Origin of the sequence: Solibacillus sp. FSL R7-0668, assembly GCF_038006205.1 — a bacterium.
Lineage (GTDB): Bacteria > Bacillota > Bacilli > Bacillales_A > Planococcaceae > Solibacillus.
Window position 1 is genome coordinate 2,663,532 of sequence record NZ_JBBOUU010000001.1, and the last position, 24,239, is coordinate 2,687,770.

The following is a 24,239-nucleotide window of genomic DNA, read 5'->3' on the forward strand; positions in this document are numbered from 1 at the left end:
TCATCCAAAAAAAAGGACTGCAATAAATGCAGTCCTTTAATTGCAAAAATTATGCTTCTTGTGCAACTGGGTATACTGATACTTTTTTCTTGTCGCGACCCATGCGTTCGAATTTAACAACGCCGTCAACTGTTGCGAATAAAGTATCATCTCCACCGCGGCCTACGTTTGTACCTGGGTAAATTTTTGTACCGCGTTGACGGTAAAGAATTGAACCACCAGTAACGAATTGACCATCAGCACGTTTAGCGCCTAAACGTTTTGACTCAGAGTCACGTCCGTTTTTAGTAGAACCTACACCTTTTTTAGATGCGAAGAATTGAAGATCTAAAGTTAATAATAACATACTGTTCCACCTCCTAGATCATTTTATATTTCAATTCGATATATTCTGAATAGCTCGCAGTCATTGTATAGAACTGCGTCACCATTGTGTTCAGAATAACTTGTAATTTAGCGTCTGTTTCATCAGTCAGCTCCGCTTGAGGTATTGTTACCTTTAAGTAACCCCCCTGTGAACCTTGCTCGATTTCAGGAGTAATCCCTGTAAGTTGTGGAATGGCATTTACTGCACCAAAAGATACAGCAGAAGCACCTGCACAAACTAAATCTCGACCATAAACGTCCGACAATGCGTGACCTGAGATTTCAAAGCCATATGATTTGCGATTTGCGTCACTATAAATAGTTACTGTAATCATAATTTCACCTATTAAGCGTTGATTGCTTCAACTACTAATTTAGTGTATGGTTGACGGTGACCTTGTTTACGACGGTAGTTTTTCTTCGCTTTCATTTTGAAAACAGTAATTTTCTTTTGCTTACCTTCTTTAACAACTTTAGCTGTTACAGTAGCGCCAGCAACAGTTGGAGCTCCAACTTTAACTGTTTCTCCACCTACGAATAAAACTTTGTCAAAAGTAACGATTTCGTCAGCAGCTACACCTAGTTTTTCAACGTAGATTTCTTGACCTGCTTCAACTTTGATTTGTTTACCACCAGTTTCGATAATTGCGTACATTAAAATGCACCTCCTCTTAGACTCAGACTCGCCCGGAATTGCAGGTGACCATAAAAGATACTTAAAACCTGTTCAGCGCGGTTGCAGTAGCACGGGTGCTACAAACAATAACATTAAAATACTACCATACCAAAATTCTTAAGTCAACCGGTTCATCACATGTTTTTCAAATGCTGAACGGTATTTTCGAATTCTCCAATCTGCTATTACTTTGCTCCATAAGAAAATACTTACAACAACGAAAGGAAGAGATTGTGGTAGTAAATATAATAGTACGATAATTGTGACTGTAAGTAAATAGAAAGAGTTGGAGACATAATATTCAAATAATTTAGAATGAGCGTAACGATTTAGTAAAGTAAAACAAAGTATTCTGCCACCATCAAGTGGCCAAATAGGCAATAAGTTCAAACATAAAATAAAAAACTGAATTTCGATAAACAACTCTTTTAATAAGGGTGGCAATAAAAAACTAAGCGCTATGCCTATTATTGTTGCAATAGGTCCGCCCATCGCAACGACAATCAATTTCCGATAAGATAATTGCATTTCGTGCTTCAAAGTCATTTCCCCACCATATGGCATTATTTTGCATGTCTCCACTTGAACGCCGACACATTTTGCCGCTAGAAAATGACCAAGCTCGTGGATCACTAGCGAAATCATTACCGCACTGTACATGGCAATATCGCCATAAAGGGCAATCAACAATAAAAGCAATAAAAATGCTGGATGAATGGAATACTTCATTTAAATTTCGCGATCCTTTAACCACTTTGTAGTTTGCTCCATATTCCAAATAACACCGTCTTTTTCAATTTGAATATAAAGCTCCCCACCTTTTTTCGTTGCAATAACGGTTCCTTGACCAACTGTTGTATACGGCAATACATAAAATTCATCAACAAAGCCAAATGTCATCGTCATTCCATTATCATAAATTACCGAAATCGATTTTCCGTTGTATTGCGTATGACCCGTAAAAATAATCAGTCCGTCATAAAGCGCATTTAAAACAAAAGGTTCCTTATACGTTAATAAAAAGCCTTCATTAAAGCGTTCGATTGTTTCGAACATTTGCAATTGCTCCACTGAATTATGAGCTGTCACAGTAATTTGCTGGTCCTTTGGCTGTGTGAAAGCGATAACTAGTTTGCGCATATACAGCAAATCATCCGAGCTATAAACAATTTTATTAATCGCTCGCTTTATTGTTAAATCGCCAAAATGATTCGCGCCTGCAATGCCAAGAAAAAGAGCGATTGCGATGAGCCATTGCCATTTTTTCAAGCTCACCATCCTATCCTTTTTTTCTCTAGTATATGCTTCATACAAAAGTGCATGAAAAAAGGAACGCTAAAAGTTTTTTTGACCTTTAGCATTCCTCTGATTCATTACTTAAATAATGATTTTATTTTAGCCAATACGCCTTTTGGTTGTTCGTCCTCTAATGTCATTAGGGGCACAGAATCCCCTAAAATACGGCGTGCAATATTACGGTAGCCTAATGAAGCTTTGTTACTTGGATCCATCACAATAGGCTCTCCTTTATTGGAAGAGCTGATAACATCCTCGCTATCTACAATAATCCCTAATAAATCGATGGATAGATGCGTCGTTACCTCGGTAATGTCCATCGCATCCCCATTATTCATTAAGTGCTTACGAATACGGTTAATAATTAATTTTGGCGGTTCAATTGGCTCTTGTTCAAGCAATCCAATAATGCGATCTGCGTCACGTACAGCTGAAATTTCAGGTGTTGTCACGACAATCGCTCGATCCGCACCCGCAACAGCATTACGGTAGCCTTGCTCAATTCCCGCTGGACAGTCGATTAATACATAGTCAAAATCACGCTTTAATTCGTCAACTAATGCCTTCATTTGCTCAGGATTTATTGCATTTTTATCTGTATTTTGAGCAGCTGGTAATAAGTATAAACGATCATCTACACGTTTATCTTTCACGAGTGCTTGATGTGTTTTACAGCGCCCTTCAATCACATCGACTAAATCATAAATAATGCGATTTTCTAACCCTAAAATAACATCTAAGTTACGTAGCCCGATATCAGTATCGACTAAACATACCTTTTTTCCTTGCAGTGCTAATGCAGTTCCAAGGTTAGCGGTTGTCGTCGTCTTCCCTACGCCACCTTTTCCTGATGTTACTACGATTGCTTCTCCCACATTAGCGGCCCCTTCCTTATGTAAGGTAGCATCTTGAGTAATTGCTTCATCAATATTCTTTGCGAATAATAGCTCTTCTTCACTCATTTAGCTTCCTCCTTTAAATGTTGATAAATTCGGTCGAATATTTCTTAATTCTTGGATTCGGTCATAGGAAATCGTACCATCTTCGCTTATATAGGCAAAGACTTGATGCATATGATCTAAAATATAATTGCTTTCATTTGTCATAACCTCGACAAAATTGGCGATTAACACATGTGTTGGCTCAAAATGTGAAGCAAAAACAATGGCTTCTTCATTACCATTTGCACCAGCATGAACAATCCCCTTCAGTTTTCCGGCTATATGAACATTGCCTCCTGCTTCGACACGTCCATTTGGATTGACATCACCTAAAATTAGAAGATCTCCCGTTGCACGCAAAACTTGCCCAGAACGTACAATACCAACAAATGTTTCAAAGTGGCTGGATTTCACCTGCTCTAGACTTTCTTCTACAGTGAGAACATCACTTTGAATATTTTTCACACGGTATTTTTGATGTTTCTCGACAGCTTCAATGAGCTGCTCCTTTTGTTCGGGCGTACAGTAACGTTTTCCTATGTGCAATTGTACATCTATTTTACCATCAAGATGTCCATCTGTAACTTTTTTTCCGAGTTCTTCAAGCAATTCCGTATAAGAGCATTGATCGTCTAAACGAAGGACTAAGCCATCCTTCGTCCCTTTAATATGGACAAGTTGCTTCTTCATAACAAATTCCGTCACCTCGCGCCAAATTATTATGAAAAGAAACAATCCAAAATAACGTGAATTGTTTCTTTTCATCATGTTGCCACTTAAGCGCGTTGAAATACGCGAGCGCTAATACAATATTTAAACGCCCAGGCAAGCATTATTAAAAATAAAAAGTTTGCAATTAAAGTTGGAGCTAATCGATAAATTAAAAATGGTTGTAATGCCATCGTAGTAAACTGAATTATATAGAAAAATTCATATAAAACCACTTCTAATATCGCTAACAGCCCAAGAGATAAAAATGTTGTAAATAGTAAATGCGCCTCAACACGTTTTACAAACCACGCTGCAATAAAGCAAATGGCAGGATATAAAACAGTGTAGAGCCCAATAATATTAATATAAAATACGTCAAAGCATAGTCCAAAGATCAACCCGTAAATCATGGCCTTTTTACGACTATAGTAAATGGCTAAAAAGATTAAATACAATATTAAAAAACGCGGAATTAAATAATACGTGCTGTTATTCCACTGAAGCGGTGAAAACATCGCAAACTCAGATTCTACTAAAAATAATAGTATTCCAACAAGTACAATCACTAATCGAGTGAGCATTATTCATCCCCCTCGGCAGTTGCCTCGTCTACTTTATTTGTTAAATCTGCATTTGTTGCATTGCCATCAGAGCCATCAACTGCTGTCATTTTACGCTTTGCAATAATGACATTTTCTAGCATCGAAAAGTCTGCTGCAGGCTTTACATAGGCCATTTTCGTCAGACCAAAGTCATCAGTCGTCACTTCGGTAATCTCACCGATGAGCACACCTTTCGGGAAAATCCCCCCTAAACCTGATGACAGTACTTTTTCGCCTTCTTTTATTTTCAGTTTTGAATCAATGCGCTTTAATAATAATTCGTTACGCTCGACGTCATAACCTTCAATTAAACCATGAATTTCTTCATTGTTTTCACCAAAGACAATTGCGGAAACACGGTAATTTTCGTTGTTCGTATATAGTAGCTCGACTTCAGAGGTATACGGTGTCACGACTACAATTTTACCGATTAGCCCACGCGTTGTCATAACTGCCATGTTCTTTTCAACACCGTTTGCCGTTCCTTTGTTTAAAATAATCTTATCTTCCCATTGATCAGGGTTTCTTGCAATGACCGTCGCCTGAATCGGGTCAAAATCACGTAAGCCTTCCTCTACTTTGGCAAGCTCACGTAATGTAGCATTTTCAGCCTTTAACGTACTTACTTCCGCCTGTAAAACGGCGAAATCCTCTAAGCGCATTTTTAAGCGTTGATTTTCCTCGTACGTATTCATGAGCGAGTCAATATTGCTAAAAATACCCGTTATGTAGTTTGTTGGCTTTGCGACAAGTGATTGTGCAAAGCCAACTGTATCTTTAATAATTTTTTCGGGTAATGTTGCGTTATGACGATCACGCAAAGAGAAACCAATCAATGCCACTAGAAAAATTACACTTACTAAAAGTATGATTAATTTTTTATTTGTTAAGTGTGGCATAAGAATAGGCCTCCTTATTTTGATTGTTGAGCACGAATAAGATCGATATTATCTAGTGCTTTACCCGTACCAATTGCTACACAGTCCAATGGGCTTTCGGCAATAAATACAGGCATTTTTGTTTCATCGCTAATCACTTTATCTAAGTTACGTAATAATGCGCCACCACCTGTTAATACGATGCCGCGCTCCATTACGTCTGCTGATAATTCTGGCGGTGTTTGCTCTAATGTTTTCTTTACGCCATCTAAAATCGCTACAATTGCCTCGTGTAATGACTTAGAAATTTCATCAGATGTAATTTCAATTGTTTTTGGTAGACCTGTAACTAAGTCACGACCACGAATTTCCATTGTTTCTGCTGGACCTTCTGCACGTGCTGTACCGATTTCTACTTTTACTTGTTCGGCCGTACGTTCTCCGATTGTTAAGTTATATGTTTTGCGGATATAAGCGATAATCGAATGATCCATTGCATCCCCGCCTACACGTACCGATTCACTTGTTACGATACCACCTAATGAAATAACCGCAACCTCAGTTGTACCGCCACCAATATCAACGACCATAGAACCTGTTGGCTCCCAAACTGGTAAATTTGCACCGATTGCTGCTGCAAATGGCTCTTCAATCGTAAATGCTTCTTTTGCACCTGCTTGTCGAGACGCGTCGATTACTGCACGTTGTTCCACTGATGTTATGCCAAAGGGTACACAAATCATGACATTTGGCTTCTTCCAGTTAGAACCAGATGCCTTCATTGATTCACGTAAATAGTATTGAATCATAGCTGTTGTAATTTCAAAATCAGCAATTACTCCATCCTTCATAGGACGAATGGCTACGATTGAACCTGGTGTACGACCGATCATATTTTTAGCATCATTACCTACCGCAACGATATCTCCAGTTTTTGTATTTTTTGCTACTACTGAAGGCTCACGTAATACGATCCCTTTTCCTTTAACAAATACTAATGTATTAGCTGTGCCAAGATCAATCCCGACATCTTTATTCCCTAATCCAAACAAATTAAGTACTCCCTTTCTTATAAAAACCGTTCTTTATTTATGGTGTTACTGAAATCATACGCTCTATTATAACGAATTACATCAAAAAATTATAGTGTCACAAGCACTGAATCGCGAATTTTGTCGAATGTTTTCAGATAACACTACTTTTCTATTGTATTTCTATTTTCGTTTTGAAACAAATAAAATTAATATGTAAGATTTAACAATATCACAACATGGACATGACGAATATGACAATAAGAAGTTCCTTAATGCACTCATATTTTAATAAATTTTCATAATGTAATAGTTGTTATTGTAATGTAACAAACAAGAAAAAGGGTCTATCCCAAAATTACCGTTTAGGCAGACCCTTGTCCATTTAAAAATACCCTTTTTCCTTCATACTAATAAATTGATGATCCCCGATGATAACATGATCAAGTAAATCGACACCAACAATTTTACCTGCTTCATAGAGTCGTGTCGTAACATCAATATCCTCAGGACTCGGGGTTGGCACGCCGCTGGGGTGATTGTGCGCGCAGATTATTGAAGCAGCAGAGCGCTTGACAGCTTCGCGAAATATCTCGCGCGGATGCACGATACTAGCGTTTAAGCTACCAACAAAAATCGTTTTCTTATGCAGAATTTGGTTTTTGACATTCAAAAATAAGACAACAAAATGCTCCTGCTGCAACGAAGTCATATCCTGCATTAAAAAATTGGCTGCATCCTCTGGCGACCGAATCGTGTAACGCTGCTCGCCTTCTTTTGATGCTAATCTTCTTCCTAGCTCAATCGCTGCCAGTAATAACACCGCCTTAGCTTCACCAATGCCTTTAATTTCAGTCATTTCCTCTAGTGTGGCAAATTTCAAATTGTGCAATTTTTCAAAAGTTAGCAATACGCGATTCGCAACTGCAAGTACGGATTCATGTTTCGTTCCTGTACCTAGTAAAATGGCAATTAGTTCCTGATTCGAAAGACTTTTTGCTCCTTGACGCAATAATCTTTCACGTGGCCGATCTGCTTCATGGACATCATGAATTTTCATATTTAACAAAGTTGTTTCGATCATTTACAACACTCCTAAACATGTAGTTTGAGAAGTTGTAAAGTAAGCAATTTTTGAACCAATGATGCAATCGGTAAGCCTACGACATTATTATAATCTCCTTCAATTCTATCAACGAGTAAGGCGCCACTCGTTTGAATGCCGTAGCCACCAGCCTTGTCAAATGGGTCTTTTGTTTGAACATAGGCCTCAATCATTTCATCCGATACATGCTTAAAAAGGACGGATGTTTTCTCGACCATTGTATGCTCTGTACCATCTGCTAAAATAATAGCGACCGCTGTCATCACCGTATGTCGATGGCCTCGTAGCTGCGTTAAGTGCGCTATTGCTTCTTCATATGAAGTAGGCTTATGTAAAATTTGGTCTTTAAAAACAACGATTGTATCGGCCCCGATGATGCATTGCTCAGGACATTTTTTGGCAACATCTCGTGTTTTTAAAAGCGCAACCCCTTCTACATATTCTGCTGCAGTCATAGCTTGTACACTTGTTTCTTCAACATCACTTGTTACAATTGTAAATGGCACACCTAACATCGATAATAGTTCTTTACGTCTCGGAGAAGCTGATGCTAAAACGAGTTGTTCAGTAGTAGTAAAATTCATTTTCCAATCCTCCTACTACTATAGTAAACGACAATTCAAAATTTGAAAAATGCCCCAAATCAATTGAATCTAGTCAATTTGACAATTTACGCATCTTTTTTAGCTCAAAAAGTCACTTTCAAGCAATCTAGCTGTTCAAAATAATTTTTTGCTAAATGAAGTCGGATGACATTTGGATTTGTTGTGAGCTTCAACACTTCTTCAGCGCGCTTTACCCAATCCTCTGGAACTGCTGTTGCGTCTGCCTGATCTATTCCTTGTAATGTCAGCCATTTCGTATCTTTCAATGTTTTCGGCAATTGAAGCTGAGCTGGGTTAGGACAACTGCTATGAAACGTTAGTTTTTTATAAAACGCACTTGGCACAACAGTTAATGCCGTATCTACCTTTTCGATATCTAGGCGCGACCATACAAAATATTGCCCCTCAATTTCCACAATTGCCGATTTATTTAACGTTGGAAACGAGGCAACAAATTGTGCCGCGCTGTCCGATGACGAAAATACTCCATGCTGCAACGCATAAAATACTTGAACAATTTCTTCCTGCTCTTGCTGTGAAGTCGTTTCTACAACGGGGCCTGCATCCTGTGCTTGTTCTTCAATCGGCATTTTTAATAGCATGATTAATAACAATACACCGATAATGCCTGTCATACTTCCAATGAGCATCGCCTGAAAGACTACATTATTTTTTATCTTTTTCATTTAGAAATCGCCTCAACTCTTTTAGCTCCACTCTAGCAAAATGCACATAAAAAAAGACGAGACTGCTGTCGTCTCGTCAAAAAAACTTTTCGATATTGTTCGAGCAAATTTTACAAATGCTCCTGATAAATAGCCACGCGATTACGTCCGGCTTGCTTTGCACCAATATAGAGCGCCTTATCAGCAAATGATATTAAATCCGATAAATGATGCGTATGCTCAGGAACACTCGCTAATCCTATAGATACTGTCACATGAACCGTGGTCTCTTTTTTTAGTTGTTGCTCTAATTCAACTACTTGGAATGACAATCCTTCAATGACTTGTCGATAATATTCGGCTATTTTTAGTGCTTCATCGGACGTTGTGTTCGGTAATAATACGACAAACTCCTCACCACCATAGCGCGCCAAAACATATGTTTCTTCAACAAGCGCCTGTAATTGAGAAGCAAATTCCTTCAAAATTATGTTCCCATTCTCATGACCATATGTATCATTTAAACGCTTAAAATGGTCAATATCTAATATAATTACCGATATATTTTCTATTTCTTGTTGCGTGAATTGAATTTCCATTTCTTTCATGCGCTCTGTTAAATAACGATAATTATACAAATTTGTTAATGCACAGCGTTCACTTTTATATGTCGTTTCCTCGATGACCGATTTCTGCTCCAATGCCGTTTTATATGCGGTCACAAGCAGCTGACAATGATCTACTTGGGCTTTATTAAAGGCAAAAGGCACATCACTTTCTAGCACAAGCATTGCCGGCTCATTGAATTGGGTAATCGGCATGACTAGTAAAGATTCAGCCTTTAAATCGGTTGCCAATAAGTCTTCCATTTGTAAATAAGCTCTTTTTTTTACATCGTGCACACGCTTTTTGGCATACACCTCTTGTAACAGAGCGAGCTGACACTGCTTAATCGCACGTTTTTCAAGCTGATCATTACGATGAATAAAATAGGCATTTTTTTCATAGACAATGGAAGCTTGCTTTGCTCCGGTAACAAGTAATACCTTTTGCAAAAAATTTTTTGTAACTTGTAGCTGTGTTTCATACTCATTAATATTCACTTGAAATTCCATCACATTTTCTAATGTAGCCGATTTTTGCAGTAAGGTATCATAGCTACGTAATAGCTTTGCTGTGATTAAGTAAACGAGTAAGGCTATGACTACAGCATAGTTTCCATACATTAAGATAAAGACATATAACGCTGTACCTAACAATATAAAAAACACAGAATATAATAGCTCTCCAAATAGCCGTCCTTTATATTTAACGGCTTTTAAGTAAGTTTCCTGCTTATTTAAAATCATAAAGGCAACTCCACTGAAAAGCCCAAATATTGCATAAAACAGACTATTCACAAACAGCATTTGTAAAAAGGACATTGTTTCAAAATCAAAGCCAATTCCCTTAATAAGGCTATAAGACAGTAAAGGACCGACTAAAAACACCAGTGAATAGATCGGGTATTGTGAGAAATTTCCCGTTTTCGTGCGACCTAGTAAAAAAGCAATAACAGCTAATTGATAATAAAGTAACATCATCGGCAACCCGTACAAGTATAAAATCGGAATTGTTAACCAAAAAACATTTATGCGCTTCACTTGTCCATATTTTAATGGATAGCAGGCACCAATACATATTACTAACAATAAGCTTAAAAATGTAAATAAATCTATTTGATGCGAAGGCACTCTATCAAATAAGAGGGCCAGCACAATTGTTACAATTATGAAAACAACTGTATTCATGATTATTCTTTTTAAATAGCTATACATATTTCCCCCACCAGAAAACACTTAAGTCCAACTATAGTACCAAACTAGCGATTCGATGTCACCTGATTTCTCATAAGCGGGTAATTTTCTGTCGTATCTCGCTCAATAAATAGAGTGAACCTGTCACAATTCGTATTTTTTTACTATTTATTGGAGTATGTAGCAAAGCATCTACATCTTTTACAACGGATTTTTTACTGGCATTACTTTTTTGAAGTAATTGCTGGGCTGGCATTGCACGTGGATTCTCTATATCCACAAAATAGAAGATGTCACTCACTTGTTCCAGCATGCTTAAAATTTTGTCTACATCCTTATCCGCTAATAAACCAACGACAAATTCGATCTGTTGTGCTGGAAATTGCTGCTGAATCGTTTGTACGAGCATTTCGATACTCGCTGGGTTATGTGCCCCATCAAAATAAACATCGGGTAATACTTGTTCAAAACGCCCCGCTAGTTTTGCTTTGCTAACGGCTTGCTTGATTTTTTCTTTGTTTACTGGCAAATCAAATGCTTGAAGCACTTGTAAAAATGCAGTAATTGCCAGCGCCATATTTTTTCCTTGATGTGTTCCTAAAAATTGACGAGATAACTGGTCAATGGACAGCCCTATTGAAGTATGTGTATAACTTTCGTACAGTTTAGTTGGTGTCACACTAAATTCACGCCCGTATTGCGCTATGGACGTATGCTTGCTATGCGCTTCCTGTTCGAAAATACATTGAACCTCCTGTGGCACCTCGCCAAGTACAACAGGTCGACCTGGCTTGATAATACCCGCTTTATGTGAGGCGATACTAGCGAGTGTCGTGCCTAAAAAATTTGTATGCTCTAGCGCAATGCTTGTAATAACTGAGACAATCGGCGTCACCACATTCGTACTATCTTCACGCCCCCCCATACCGGCTTCAAGCAGCACTAAATCCACCTGCTGCTGCTTGAAAAAAAGCAACGCGACGACGGTTAACAGTTCAAAATCAGTTAACTTCCCACTTAAGCCATATTCCTGTAATTGTTGAAAAATCGCATCTAGCTGCTGGGCATTAATTGCCACACCATTGATTTGAATTTGATCATGGATATCGACAACGCATGGTGACATAAACTTCCCAACAGATAGGCTATATTCACGGGCCATTGCCTCCACAAAGGTTAAGGTAGACCCCTTGCCATTCGTACCGGCAAAATGCACAACCTTTAGCTCTTTTTCAGGGTTTCCAAGTATTTCAAGCGCCTGTTCAATCGAAGCTAAACCTGGTTGAATCACCGGATCACTCGCTACTTGCCAACGTTCTTTATAGACATCTAATAACGGTATCATTTATACCCATCCTTTGCTTACAAAATAGCTTCGCACTTCGGCAATGAAATAAAGTGAGCCTGTAATGACCAGCACCTCATCCGCCGTTATCTGTTCCATTTTTTGCTCAAGTAGTGCAATCCAATTTTCATTGGCAAACTTTTGTTGATGATGACTTTGTGCAAATAATTGCGCCGCTGTAGCTGCACGTGGTAAGTCAATTTGTGTGAAATGCATTTCTGAAGCAATTTGATCCATTAATTGAATGCTGAGCGCATGATCTTTGTCCTGTAATGCCGCATAAACAAAGACGTATTGTTTATTCGGAACCACTTGTTGCAATGTCTCAATAAGTGCGGTTGTTCCTTCCGAATTATGCGCTCCATCTAATACAATATTAGGGCGCACCCATTCAAAGCGACCTTCCCATTTTGCTTTTTTCAATGCTTCACGTATTTTCACTTCATCTAATTCTTGCAAAAATAGCTTCGTTGCCGTAATCGCAAGTGCCGCATTGGCAATTTGATGCTCACCAAACATCGCTAGCTCCACATTTCTTAGCTCCATCTCACCTAAATAATCGAACAGCCCTTGATGAGGCTTTGCAAAAAATTGCTCGTTTAATGTATATATCGGTGCCTGTAATTGCTGTGCCGTTTCTTTAATAACCGCTAATGCTTCCTCATTTTTCACACCGACTACGACCGGTTTCCCAGCTTTCACAATTCCGGCTTTTTCAGCTGCAATCCGTGCATGCGTGTCGCCTAGCATTTCGGTATGCTCTAAGGAAATCGTTGTAATGACTGACACCTCAGGAATAATAACGTTTGTTGAATCTAAACGCCCCCCAATCCCTGTTTCAAGAAGTGCCACATCTAAATTTTTCTCGGAAAAATAAACAAGTGCCAGCAATGTCACAAACTCAAAAAAGCTTGGAAATTTGCCACCAAGCTTGTCTGCAATCACCCTAGCTAAAAGATTGGCAATACGTAAAAAATCAGCGTCCGAAATTTGCTGCTTGTTGATTGTTACGCGCTCATTGGCACGCTCTAAATGAGGCGAAATAAAAGCACCTACCGTTAAGCCATGAGCCATTAAAATTTCACGCGTAGCATTTAATGTGGAGCCCTTTCCATTAGAGCCAGCAAAATGAATGAATTTTGTTTTCTTCTGTGGATTACCAAGTGCATTTAAAATGATGCCTGCCGATTGCAGTGGCTCCCCTTTATACTGACTTGCCTTTAAGCGAAAAATAAAATCTGTGCATTGTTCCATCGTTTGAAACATAATTCTTCTCTCCCTAAAACCGTTAATGAATGCAATACATCCTATTATAGCGAAAATTAAAGAAAAGAGGCACCGAAAGTTCGGCACCTCTAGTTAAATTACATCGCTTTTAATTCGGCAATACGTTTTTCAACGGTTGCAAATTTTTCTTCGTAGTCGGCAAGCTTTTCACGCTCAGCGGCTACTAATGCTTCTGGTGCTTTTGAAACGAAGCGTTCATTTGCTAATTTACCAGAAACTAATTTTACTTCTTTTGCCCATTTTTCGAGTTCTTTTTCAAGACGGGCGATTTCTTCTTCAATATTAATTAATCCAGCAAGTGGCATGAAAATTTCTGCGCCTGAAACAACGGCTGACATTGCTTGGGCTGGTGCTTCAATACCATCCCCAATTGTTAAGCCATCTGGATTACAGAACTTTTCGATATAGCCTTTATTTGCTTCTAGTACAGCTGCGATGCTCGCTTCTTTTGCAGAAATCGTCATCGCTACTTTTTTGCTCATTGGCGTGTTTACTTCTGCACGAATATTACGTACTGAACGAATGATGTCCATTAATAGCTGCATATCTGTGCTTTCTGCCTTGAAATCAAATGCAGGGTTTACAGTTGGCCATGCCGCTACTGTAATTGATTCGCCCTCATGCGGTAAGTGCTGCCAGATTTCCTCTGTTACGAATGGCATTAATGGGTGTAATAGGCGCATTGTATTGTCTAAAACATGAGCCAGTACAGAACGTGTTGTTAATTTTGCGGCTTCATCTTCACCGTATAATGGTAATTTCGCCATTTCGATGTACCAAGAACAGAAATCATCCCAAATGAAGTTGTATAGCTCACGACCTACTTCACCGAATTCGTATTTATCTGATAATGTTGTCACACGCTCGATTGTTTCATTTAATCGACTTAAAATCCACTTGTCTGCTGTAGAAAGGTCGCCTGTTAAATCGATTTGTTCGAATGTTAAGCCTTCCATATTCATTAAAGCAAAGCGTGAGGCGTTCCAAATTTTGTTGACGAAGTTCCAAGTTGATTCTACTTTTTCAGTAGAGTAACGTAAATCCTGACCTGGTGAAGAGCCTGTTGCTAAGAAGTAACGTAATGAATCGGCACCGTACTGCTCGATTACTTCCATTGGGTCAACCCCGTTACCTAATGACTTAGACATTTTGCGTCCTTCTGCATCACGAACTAAGCCGTGAATTAAGACATCTTCAAATGGACGTTTGCCTGTGAATTCTTTCCCTTGGAAGATCATACGGCTTACCCAGAAGAAAATAATGTCATAGCCTGTTACTAATGTGCTTGTTGGGTAATAACGTTTGTATAACGCATCCTCTTCGTTTGGCCAGTTCATTGTAGAGAATGGCCATAATGCAGATGAGAACCACGTATCTAACACGTCTTCATCTTGTGTCCAGTTTTCTTTGTCTGCTGGTGCTTCTTTCCCTACGTAAATTTCGCCTGTTTCGTTGTGATACCACGCTGGAATTTGGTGACCCCACCATAATTGACGCGAAATACACCAGTCATGAATATTTTCCATCCAGCGGTTATACGTATTTTCGAAACGATTTGGTACGAAGTTTACTTTTTCTGCTTCATTTTTTTGCATAGCTAACGCTTCTTCCGCTAATGGGCCCATTTTTACAAACCATTGTGCTGAAAGATAAGGTTCAACTACTGCATTTGTACGCTCTGAGTGACCTACTTGGTGTACGTGAGGCTCGATTTCAACGAGTACGCCCGCTTCTTGTAAGTCCGCTACAATTTGCTTACGGCATTCGAAACGATCCATGCCTGCATATTTACCTGCTAAATCATTCATTGTGCCATCTTCGTTCATAACTAAAATACGCTCTAGGTTATGACGGTTCCCTACTTCAAAGTCGTTCGGGTCATGGGCTGGTGTCATTTTTACAACACCTGTACCGAACTCTTTATCTACATAATCATCGGCAACGATTGGAATTTCGCGACCTACGATTGGTAAAATAACCGTTTTCCCTACTAAGTGGGCATAGCGCTCATCCTCTGGGTGAACAGCAACACCAGAGTCACCTAGCATTGTTTCTGGACGCGTTGTCGCAACACGTAATTTACCAGAGCCATCAGCAAGTGGGTATTCCATATGGTAAAATGCGCCTTCTACTTCTTTGTGAATAACCTCGATGTCAGAAAGGGCTGTTTTTGCAGCTGGGTCCCAGTTAATGATGCGTTCGCCGCGGTAAATTAAACCTTTTTCGTATAATTTAACGAAAACCTCTTTTACCGCTTCTGATAAGCCTTCATCTAACGTGAAACGCTCTTTTGAATAGTCTAATGCTAGACCTAACTTCGACCATTGTTCACGGATGTGAGAAGCATATTCGTCTTTCCATTCCCATGTTTTTTCTAGGAATTTTTCGCGTCCTAAATCATAGCGTGAAATACCGTCTTCACGTAATTTTTGCTCTACTTTCGCTTGTGTGGCAATCCCTGCATGGTCCATCCCTGGTAGCCATAGTGCATCATAGCCTTGCATGCGCTTCATACGGATTAAAATATCTTGTAATGTTGTATCCCATGCGTGACCAAGATGTAATTTCCCTGTTACGTTTGGTGGTGGAATGACGATTGAGTAAGGCTCTTTATCGCTTGTTGGGTCTGCTTCGAAAAATTTACCGTTTAACCACCATTCATAGCGGCCGGCTTCTGTTGACTGTGGATCATACTTTGTTGGCATTGTAATTTCCGTCATGTGAATCTCTCCTTTTAATTAAAAACTTTTTCAATGAAATCAAAAAACTCCCTTCGTCTTTAAAAAAGGACGAGGGAGTTAAATCGCGGTACCACCTTTAATTCCGTTTGGGTTTAGTCAAGCGCTCGCATACGTCGTCACTTGCTTCACTCGTCCACTCGTGAACTATATGTTCAACTCGCGTCTTCGCTCAGCTGCGTTCCTCGTCTGACAAGCGCTTTCTTTAAACCCTTATGATTTAATTAAGCGCTCGCAAAATCTGCGGCGTTCCTATGCCCAATCGGCACTTCATTCGATAACGGTGTTTAACCGGAACTTAGCTACTAATCGTTCACTAAGTCAGCTCCTAGGCTACCTTCTGTAATTACAATGTAGAAACTTTGCAGCTACCGTTTCCTCTCTTACACATTGCCAATTTACATACTCTTCCTATTCAACGCTTCAATTATAGAGTTAGTCTTTATTTTATGATGTTTCGCATAAAATATCAAGGACTTCATCACACATGTTAAATATTTTAAACATATACTATACAAAAGGAGTTTTGCTGTGCGAAAAAATTATAATCCATACTTATTGCCGCCTTGGCTTCGAAAATTCCGATTTTTAATGCGCCATTGTATTATTCCATTAACGGTTTTCCAAGCAATTCGTACCATTATCTTTCCCACAACGCTCGACATTATTTTGCTTTTTATCTTAATGTTATTTTGCTATTTACTATTAACCGATTTTATTTAGTGTCATACACCCATTCTTTAAGAAATGATAATGTGTATTCCCCAATCCAAAATTTTGATTTAAGTGTAGTGATGCATTATCACTACAGAAGGCCAACACGCTCTTTGCCATGAATGAGTTGCTGCACGATGTGACGATTTTAGCAATGTGAGGAAGAAAACATATGTATGACAAATTAAAAAGAGGCAATAACGAATTATTTTAGTTTCGTTATTGCCTCTTTATTATTTGTGTTCTTTATTTAAGTGTACTTGTACGACGCTATAAGCTTCTGCTAGTTGCTCAAGAAAATCAACTTCCTCACTCGATAACTGAGGGCTTTCTTCAATTATTGCTTTCACATAGTCGATCGGTTCGTCAGACTGCGTTACTTCAACAATTGGCTCTGACTTAATTTCCTTTTTCATAACTGGCTCTAATTGAAGATCCTCTTTAACCATGGCAATCTCTTCATTTGGTTGCGCCTTTTTTTCAACATCACAATGTACTTGCCAACTACATACACATTGCCCTTGCTCATTCACATCCACAGTGGATTGTAATGCCTTAATGTTCACATTTTCCACGTCATCATTTGGGATATCAATCGAAAACGGGATTGCATATTCAAAATAGGCCTCGTCCTTTTCGATTGCCAAATGCTCAATAAACGTACCTTCTTGCTCTGTTTCTTCACGTTCTTTGAAATCAAATTGCATACTTCCCTTTAATACATAGACACCCTTTAAAACAATCGAGCTTTCCGTCATTTCACTATGCCAATTTGGTTCTACTTTAATTACGGAACCTTGTTGCACTGTACCAAAATGAGCAGGAAAGCATAACACCTCTTGCATTTGCCAATTTTGCATATTCGCATCTCCTCTCTACGTTTACTTTATGCCGCCCTAAAACTTTTAGACCTATTGCCTGTATTTTCAGTAATGAGGAGAACTAAAAAGACCCTTGTTTCTTTTGATTAGAAACAAGGGTCTATCAAATTAGCGTGCCAACTTTTCAAATACTGTATGGAAAGCCGCAACAGTTTTAGCGATATGCTCTTCTGTATGAGCAGTTGAGATGAATAAACCTTCAAATTGGGATGGTGGTAAGAAAATGCCTTCCTCTGCCATTAATTTGAAATATTCAGCGAATAAGGCTAAATCAGATGTTTTGGCTGATTCAAAATCAACCACGTCTTCATTTGTAAAGAAGAAACCAATCATGGAGCCCGCACGATTGACCGTGTGCGGAATATTGAATTTCGTTGCTGCTGCGCGGAAGCCTTCTTCTAATTGGTCTCCAAGCTTTTGGAAATACTCATAAGATTCTGGTGTTAATTGCTCTAAAGTGGCACGACCCGCTGTCATCGCAAGTGGGTTACCTGATAGTGTACCCGCTTGATAAATCGGACCAGCTGGCGCAATGTTTTCCATAATCTTACGTTTCCCTGCAAACGCACCTACTGGCAGACCGCCGCCAATTACTTTCCCTAGCGTTGTTAAATCAGGGGTAACACCATAATAGCCCTGTGCACAGCTATAGTCTACACGGAAGCCTGTCATTACCTCATCAAAAATTAACACGGTGCCATGCTTTTCTGTTAATTCGCGTAGGCCTGTTAAAAACTCTGGCTTTGGCGGAACAACACCCATATTACCTGCAACTGGCTCGACAATAACCGCCGCTAATTCAGAACCATATTTTTCAAAGACTGTTTTTGCGGCCGCTAAATCATTGTAAGGCACTGTCAATGTATTTTTCGCGATATCCGCTGGCACACCCGGAGAATCTGGTAAACCTAATGTTGCCACGCCTGACCCAGCTTTAATTAATAGTGAATCACCATGCCCATGATAAGAACCTTCAAATTTCAAAATTTTGTCGCGTCCTGTATAGCCACGCGCTAAACGTAATGCCGACATCGTTGCCTCTGTACCCGAAGAAACGAATCGAATCATCTCAATACCCGGTACACGATCCAATACTAATTTTGCTAGCTCATTTTCAGAAAGAGATGGCGCACCAAAAGAAGTTGCCTTTGTTGCTTGCTCTTGAATCGCCTGCACGACTTTTGGCTCTGAATGACCTAAAATAAGTGGTCCCCAAGATAATACGTAATCAATGTATTCATTGCCATCAATATCTTTAATGACCGCACCTTTACCTGAATCCATAAAGATCGGGTCTAAATTCACAGATTTAAATGCACGTACCGGTGAGTTTACGCCACCTGGCATTAAGTGAACAGCTTCCGCAAAAGCTGCCTTTGATTTCTCGTAACTACGCATATTATTTTTCCTCCAACCAACGACAAACGTCTTTTGCATGATAAGTAATAATTAAATCAGAACCCGCACGCTTCATACCTAATAATGTTTCCAGTACAACGGATTTTTCATCAATCCAGCCATTTTGAGCTGCTGCTTTAACCATTGAATATTCACCAGAAACATTATAAGCAACAACTGGCACTGGGAAGCTGTTTTTCACATCACGAATAATGTCCATATAGGCTAGTGCTGGCTTTACAATTAAGAAATCCGCGCCTTCTTCCATATCTGAAGTAGCTTCACGAATGGCTTCCATACGATTCGATGGGTCCATCTGATACGTTTTACGATCCCCGAATTTAGGTGCGCCCTCTGCCGCTTCACGGAATGGTCCATAATAGCTCGATGCATATTTCACGGCATACGACATAATCGGAATATGCTGGAACCCTTCTGCGTCTAAGCCTGCACGAATCGCTGCAACAAAACCGTCCATCATGTTCGATGGGGCGATAATATCAGCACCCGCTTTTGCTTGAGATACTGCTGTACGCGCTAAAATATCTAAAGATGGATCATTTAAAATTTGCTCGCCCTCAATGACACCACAGTGACCATGATCAGTAAATTCACATAGGCAAGTGTCAGCAACTACTAATAGCGCCGGATGACGTTCTTTAATTAAACGCGTGGCCTCTTGAACAATACCATGATCGTGGAAAGCACCCGAGCCAACCGCATCCTTTTCAGCTGGAATCCCGAATAGTAAAACTGCTTGAATGCCTAATTCAACAATTTCATCGATTTCTGCTGCTAAATTGTCAAGTGATAATTGGAACACACCTGGCATTGAGCTCACTTCATTTTTAATGTTCTCGCCTTCAATAATGAATAACGGATAAATTAAATCTTCTTTGTGTAAGTATGTTTCTTTTACTAATGCACGCATCGCAGGTGATTGACGTAAGCGACGGTGGCGTTGGAAATAAAGTTCTGTCATGATGATAATTCCTCCAAGATGAGCTGTTCAATGACAGCTTGCATCGTATAGATTTTTGGTTGCACAATCGGCTTTACACCGTATTTTTCTAGTGCTGCCGTTGTAATATGACCAATCGAAGCAAATTTTACATAGCGCCAATCGACAGTTGGCACAATCGAGTGTGCATAGATTTCTACCGCAGATGGGCTTGCAAAAATGACAATAGGCTCTTCATGCGCTAATAAACACTCTTCTAATGGCTGTAAATAGCTTTTACAAGGACGTGTTTCATAAACGGTCCATTCATCAGCACCTGTGCCGTCATGAATGGTGCTTTTCGCCATAGAGCCACGTACAAATAACGCCCGCTCATTTGGCAATAGCTCGAATTGTTGAATAAACACATCGGCGCTATAAACAGTCGGCATAAAGTGAATCTTAAACCCATGCTGATTTAGTAATGTGGCTGTCTTTTCACCGACAGCCGCAATTTTCAACGTGCTCGGTACTGTGACTAGGGCACGCTCTAGCTTATCGACAAAAAATGTAACGGCATTTTGACTCGTAAAAATAAGCCAATGATACGTCTCAAGATTGTTAAGATACGTTTGATCTTCCATAGTCACTTTTTCAACGGTTTCAATTAACGGATAGCAATAGACTTGACCACCATGCTGTGTAATAAGCTCTTTGACAGACATAACAACACTTGAGCCCGTTAAAATAATCGTTTTGTTTGCAAGTGCCTTACTGTGCATCAAGCTCAGCCTTTACTTTTTGAATTAAATCAAAGGCACCTTGTTCAGTTAATTTGGCTGCAACCTGTTTCCCTAATACATCTGCATCTGTTCCTGTTAATGTTTCTTTATAGCTTACAGAAGCATCCGGTGCTGCGACCAAGCCTGTTAATGTGATATTGTCCCCATCAACCGTTGCATAGCCAGCGATTGGTACTTGGCAGCCCCCATCCATCGCAGCAAGGAACGAACGCTCCGCATGGGCAGTTTTCCATGTTGGTGCATCTGTTAATTTGGCCAATTGCTCCAGTAACTCAGCATCATCCGCGCGACACTCGATGCCTAAAGAGCCCTGTGCTACTGCTGGTAGACAAATATCTGTCTCTAAATATTCTGTTACGACTTCATCGCTCCAGCCCAGACGTTTAAGGCCTGCTGCCGCTAAAAGTATCGCATCATATTCTTCTGTTTCAAGCTTATTTAAACGTGTATCGACATTGCCACGAATCCATTTAATCGTTAAGTCTGGTCGTACTGTAAGTAGCTGTGCTGAACGGCGCAATGAGCTCGTCCCAACAATTGCACCTTTTGGTAAATCGGCAAATTTCACATGATTTTTTGAGATGAACGCATCACGCGCATCTTCACGGGGTGGAATACAGCCAATGACTAAGCCCTCAGGTAACACAGCAGGCATATCCTTCATGGAGTGCACAGCAAAATCGATTTCTTTATCGTATAAAGCTTGCTCAATTTCTTTTACGAATAAGCCCTTGCCCCCAACCTTTGAAAGCTGCACATCTAAAATACGGTCACCCTTTGTAACGATCTCTTTCACTTCAAATTCAAACGGTACACCTGCTGCTTTTAATTCGTTAATAAACCAGTTTGTTTGCGTTAAGGCTAATTTACTTTTACGTGAACCTACAATAATTTTTCTCAAGTTACTCCGACCTTTCTGTTATACCCATAGATGGAAATTCGATAATTTGCTGCCGAGGAAGAAATTCACGACAACGAGTAAAAACAAGTAAATATGGACGCGTGCATACATCGTACCTAATAAAATACCTTTGCGGTGCAATAAAAAAATAATTAAGTACACAACCGACACGACAAATGAGCCAATAATTTTCACGTCAAAAATGGAAAGTCCCTCTAACGTTAAAAATGCCCATTCCAGCCCTAAAATTAAACTAATTAATAATAAGGGTACACCAATAATGGTTGAATAGTTAATCCAATTCATCGTTTGCTGTAAATTAGGCAACCGCGACCATAAATTATTCCATTTTTTTTGCTTTAGTAGACGATACAAAATCAAATACAAAATGGCAAAGATAAACGCGACAGAAAATGCCGCATAGGAAACAATAGCAAAGCTAATATGAATCAGTAGCATTTCGGAAATCAGTGCTTCCCCAACAATTTGCCGTGCTGATTGTGGTGCAATTAAATGAATCGACATAAAAATAAAGCTCAATACATTAATAAAGAACACCGGTAAATCAACGCGAACAATGCAGTGTAAGACAATCGACAGCATTGTAAGCAGCCATGCGTAAATAAAGACTCCCTCATAAAGTGATAAAATGGGGAAGCGTTTCGTCTCTAGGACAAAAAGCACTATGTAAATCGTTTGCAATACCCAGACAATCGAAACAAACCAAAATGCCACACGTCTACATTTCACATTTTTATATAAATAATCAATAAAATATAGCACGATACTGAGCGCATAGAGAACAATCATGAGCTCATATAATCTTGCCATAACTACATCCGTCATATGCACTATCCCCTATTTGAAATTTGCTCCAATAGCCCATTTCTAGATATGCTTAGAACACATATCTAAAAACATACATGAAAAAGCGTTTTCGCTATCTATAATTTTACCATATAGATACGAAAACGCTTATGTTTTATTTGAAGAAAGTACGTCAATAAGACCTTGTTTCTATTGGCATTGTTCAATTAATAAGACAAACGTGGCTCGAAATTCGCATCAGGTGCCGTTTTATCTTGCTGCACCTTTTGCTGTTGCATTTGCAGTACTTCCTGCTCAACATCCTCTTCTATTCCAAAGATTTGTTGGAACAATGCAAGCTGTGCTGCCGCTTCATTGGAATTGGCCAATTCCTTTGCCTGTAAAATTGGATTTTTTAACAACTGATTAATAATTGATTTCGTATGTTTATTTAAAATTTTTCGTTCACGTTCAGTTAAATCAGGCATTTTGTTTTCGATACTCATCATCGTCTCTTCTTGAATAGACGCGGCCTTTTTACGCAATGCTGAAATTACCGGAACGACACCTAATGTTTTAAACCAATCCTTAAACTCGATAATTTCGTTTTGAATCATAGCTACAATATCATTAGCAGCACGTTCACGCTCGGCTAAGTTAGCTTGTACAATACCTTGTAAATCATCAATATCATACAAAAAGACATTTGGCACATCACTAATTTTTGGGTCTAAATCACGTGGCACCGCAATATCTACCATAAATAATGGATCGCCTTTACGGAATTTTGCAACATCCTTCATTAACTCATAATCAATCACATATTCTGTCGCTCCTGTTGAACTGATCAAAATATCCGCCTCAAGGAGCGTACATTGTAACTCGTTCATTGCCTTGGCATCCCCATCAAATTTAGCTGCTAGGTTTTGTGCTTTTTCAAATGTACGATTGATTACCGTTACCTTCCCAACACCATTACCATAAAGATTTTGAATCGCGAGCTCACCCATTTTACCAGCACCTAAAATCGCTACATGCTTGTTTTGTAATGAACCGAAAATCTTCTTTGCTAATTCAACTGCTGCATACGAAACAGATACGGCATTTTCTCCGATCGCGGTTTCACTATGAGCACGCTTAGCAAATGTGACAGCTTGTTTAAATAATTGATTGTAAACGGTTCCCGTAGTCCCTAATTCTTGACCTTGTAAAAAGCTTTTTTTCACTTGGCCTAAAATTTGTGTTTCACCTAACACCATCGAATCAATCCCCGCCGTTACACGGAATAAATGATCTAATGATGCATCCTCCTCACGAATAAAGAGGTGATCCTCAAATTGTTCCATCGGGATATTAAACCAGTTTGCTAAAAATTGCTTGATATAATAACGACCTGTATGCAATTGATCTACAACCGCATAAATTTCGGTACGGTTGCATGTCGAGATAATTACATTTTCTAATATACTTTTTTGATTTTGTAGCGCTTCCATCGCATTTGCAATATCAGTTTCGATAAATGATAATTTCTCACGGATCTCGACTGGCGCTGTTTTATAATTCAAGCCTACTACCAATGTATGCATGAATCCCCCACACCTCACACGTTCTAATTCATAGTGTCTATTGTAACATAATTCCAACATGAATCACGTCTAGTTTGTGAACATGCTATGAATAATATCGTTTGCACTAGATTGTAATAATTCTAATGTAAGTTTAACAAAGTTCCCTTAATAATTCAATGTGTTTA

25 protein-coding genes and 2 other annotated features are annotated in these 24,239 nt (G+C 39.2%); of the genes, 1 reads left to right on the forward strand and 24 read right to left on the reverse strand.

All coding sequences use genetic code 11. The features are described from left to right. Positions 1-49: 49 nt before the first annotated feature. From rpmA to MKX47_RS13445, 17 genes are all read right to left on the reverse strand, one after another. Entirely contained in the window at positions 50-346 is a 297-nt protein-coding gene (rpmA, locus tag MKX47_RS13365; protein WP_241369299.1) for a 50S ribosomal protein L27, read from the reverse strand. A gap of 13 nt (positions 347-359) precedes the next feature. Next, entirely contained in the window at positions 360-701 is a 342-nt protein-coding gene (locus tag MKX47_RS13370; RefSeq protein ID WP_340775030.1) for a ribosomal-processing cysteine protease Prp, read from the reverse strand. A gap of 11 nt (positions 702-712) precedes the next feature. Beyond that, positions 713-1,021, reverse strand: a complete 309-nt coding sequence (rplU, locus tag MKX47_RS13375; protein ID WP_340775032.1) for a 50S ribosomal protein L21 — start codon at positions 1,019-1,021, stop codon at positions 713-715. A gap of 14 nt (positions 1,022-1,035) precedes the next feature. Further along, positions 1,036-1,114, reverse strand: a sequence feature (ribosomal protein L21 leader region). Between the two features lie 45 nt (positions 1,115-1,159). After that, positions 1,160-1,771: a site-2 protease family protein gene (locus MKX47_RS13380; protein WP_340775034.1), complete on the reverse strand. Its 612-nt coding sequence runs from the start codon at positions 1,769-1,771 to the stop codon at positions 1,160-1,162. Then, the gene (locus MKX47_RS13385; RefSeq protein WP_340775036.1) at positions 1,772-2,311 is read right to left on the reverse strand and encodes a hypothetical protein; all 540 of its coding nucleotides are present in this window, start codon (positions 2,309-2,311) and stop codon (positions 1,772-1,774) included. 104 nt (positions 2,312-2,415) lie between these two features. Then, entirely contained in the window at positions 2,416-3,213 is a 798-nt protein-coding gene (gene minD / locus MKX47_RS13390) for a septum site-determining protein MinD (RefSeq protein WP_340777827.1), read from the reverse strand. Between the two features lie 87 nt (positions 3,214-3,300). Next, the gene (gene minC / locus MKX47_RS13395) at positions 3,301-3,969 is read right to left on the reverse strand and encodes a septum site-determining protein MinC (RefSeq protein ID WP_340775039.1); all 669 of its coding nucleotides are present in this window, start codon (positions 3,967-3,969) and stop codon (positions 3,301-3,303) included. An 86-nt stretch (positions 3,970-4,055) separates the two neighbouring features. Then, positions 4,056-4,571, reverse strand: coding sequence for a rod shape-determining protein MreD (gene mreD / locus MKX47_RS13400; protein ID WP_340775041.1), 516 nt, complete (start codon positions 4,569-4,571; stop codon positions 4,056-4,058). Beyond that, positions 4,571-5,491 (reverse strand): rod shape-determining protein MreC, encoded by a 921-nt coding sequence (gene mreC, locus MKX47_RS13405; protein ID WP_340775044.1) that lies wholly within the window; start codon positions 5,489-5,491, stop codon positions 4,571-4,573. Before mreC ends, mreD begins: the two co-directional genes overlap by 1 nt. Before the next feature lie 14 nt (positions 5,492-5,505). Continuing rightward, positions 5,506-6,522 (reverse strand): rod shape-determining protein, encoded by a 1,017-nt coding sequence (locus MKX47_RS13410; protein WP_340775046.1) that lies wholly within the window; start codon positions 6,520-6,522, stop codon positions 5,506-5,508. A gap of 364 nt (positions 6,523-6,886) precedes the next feature. Beyond that, on the reverse strand, positions 6,887-7,585 hold the full coding sequence (gene radC / locus MKX47_RS13415) for a RadC family protein (protein WP_340775049.1): 699 nt from the start codon (positions 7,583-7,585) through the stop codon (positions 6,887-6,889). Positions 7,586-7,596: 11 nt separating this feature from the next. Further along, positions 7,597-8,190: a Maf family protein gene (locus tag MKX47_RS13420; RefSeq protein WP_340775052.1), complete on the reverse strand. Its 594-nt coding sequence runs from the start codon at positions 8,188-8,190 to the stop codon at positions 7,597-7,599. A gap of 104 nt (positions 8,191-8,294) precedes the next feature. Further along, on the reverse strand, positions 8,295-8,897 hold the full coding sequence (locus MKX47_RS13425; protein WP_340775054.1) for a translation initiation factor 2: 603 nt from the start codon (positions 8,895-8,897) through the stop codon (positions 8,295-8,297). 110 nt (positions 8,898-9,007) lie between these two features. Further along, positions 9,008-10,693 carry a GGDEF domain-containing protein gene (locus tag MKX47_RS13430; RefSeq protein WP_340775056.1) on the reverse strand — a complete coding sequence of 562 codons (1,686 nt, stop codon included), beginning with the start codon at positions 10,691-10,693 and terminating at the stop codon, positions 9,008-9,010. A 70-nt stretch (positions 10,694-10,763) separates the two neighbouring features. Continuing rightward, complete coding sequence (locus tag MKX47_RS13435; RefSeq protein WP_340775058.1) at positions 10,764-12,017, reverse strand: bifunctional folylpolyglutamate synthase/dihydrofolate synthase; 1,254 nt, start codon at positions 12,015-12,017, stop codon at positions 10,764-10,766. Further along, complete coding sequence (locus tag MKX47_RS13440; RefSeq protein WP_340775059.1) at positions 12,018-13,283, reverse strand: bifunctional folylpolyglutamate synthase/dihydrofolate synthase; 1,266 nt, start codon at positions 13,281-13,283, stop codon at positions 12,018-12,020. 98 nt (positions 13,284-13,381) lie between these two features. Continuing rightward, positions 13,382-16,024 carry a valine--tRNA ligase gene (locus tag MKX47_RS13445; protein WP_340775063.1) on the reverse strand — a complete coding sequence of 881 codons (2,643 nt, stop codon included), beginning with the start codon at positions 16,022-16,024 and terminating at the stop codon, positions 13,382-13,384. A 62-nt stretch (positions 16,025-16,086) separates the two neighbouring features. Then, positions 16,087-16,470 (reverse strand) — a binding site (T-box leader). Positions 16,471-16,573: 103 nt separating this feature from the next. On the opposite strand from MKX47_RS13445, the gene MKX47_RS13450 reads away from it, so the two are divergent. Then, positions 16,574-16,765 (forward strand): hypothetical protein, encoded by a 192-nt coding sequence (locus tag MKX47_RS13450; RefSeq protein ID WP_340775066.1) that lies wholly within the window; start codon positions 16,574-16,576, stop codon positions 16,763-16,765. A gap of 224 nt (positions 16,766-16,989) precedes the next feature. On the opposite strand, the gene MKX47_RS13455 is transcribed toward MKX47_RS13450, so the two are convergent. The 7 genes from MKX47_RS13455 to hemA form a co-directional block, all read right to left on the reverse strand. Beyond that, entirely contained in the window at positions 16,990-17,616 is a 627-nt protein-coding gene (locus MKX47_RS13455; protein ID WP_340775068.1) for an alanine racemase, read from the reverse strand. Positions 17,617-17,745: 129 nt separating this feature from the next. Continuing rightward, a complete protein-coding gene (hemL, locus tag MKX47_RS13460; RefSeq protein ID WP_340775070.1) occupies positions 17,746-19,035 on the reverse strand; it encodes a glutamate-1-semialdehyde 2,1-aminomutase in 1,290 nt (429 codons plus the stop codon). 1 nt (position 19,036) lies between these two features. Beyond that, positions 19,037-20,017, reverse strand: a complete 981-nt coding sequence (gene hemB / locus MKX47_RS13465; protein ID WP_340775072.1) for a porphobilinogen synthase — start codon at positions 20,015-20,017, stop codon at positions 19,037-19,039. After that, positions 20,014-20,757, reverse strand: a complete 744-nt coding sequence (locus tag MKX47_RS13470; protein WP_340775074.1) for a uroporphyrinogen-III synthase — start codon at positions 20,755-20,757, stop codon at positions 20,014-20,016. Before MKX47_RS13470 ends, hemB begins: the two co-directional genes overlap by 4 nt. Further along, a complete protein-coding gene (gene hemC / locus MKX47_RS13475; RefSeq protein ID WP_340775075.1) occupies positions 20,747-21,679 on the reverse strand; it encodes a hydroxymethylbilane synthase in 933 nt (310 codons plus the stop codon). The genes MKX47_RS13470 and hemC overlap by 11 nt, the downstream gene beginning before the upstream one ends. 18 nt (positions 21,680-21,697) lie before the next feature. After that, complete coding sequence (gene ccsA, locus MKX47_RS13480; RefSeq protein WP_340775078.1) at positions 21,698-22,525, reverse strand: cytochrome c biogenesis protein CcsA; 828 nt, start codon at positions 22,523-22,525, stop codon at positions 21,698-21,700. 188 nt (positions 22,526-22,713) lie between these two features. Then, a complete protein-coding gene (gene hemA, locus MKX47_RS13485; protein ID WP_340775080.1) occupies positions 22,714-24,072 on the reverse strand; it encodes a glutamyl-tRNA reductase in 1,359 nt (452 codons plus the stop codon). Between the last annotated feature and the right edge of the window lie 167 nt (positions 24,073-24,239).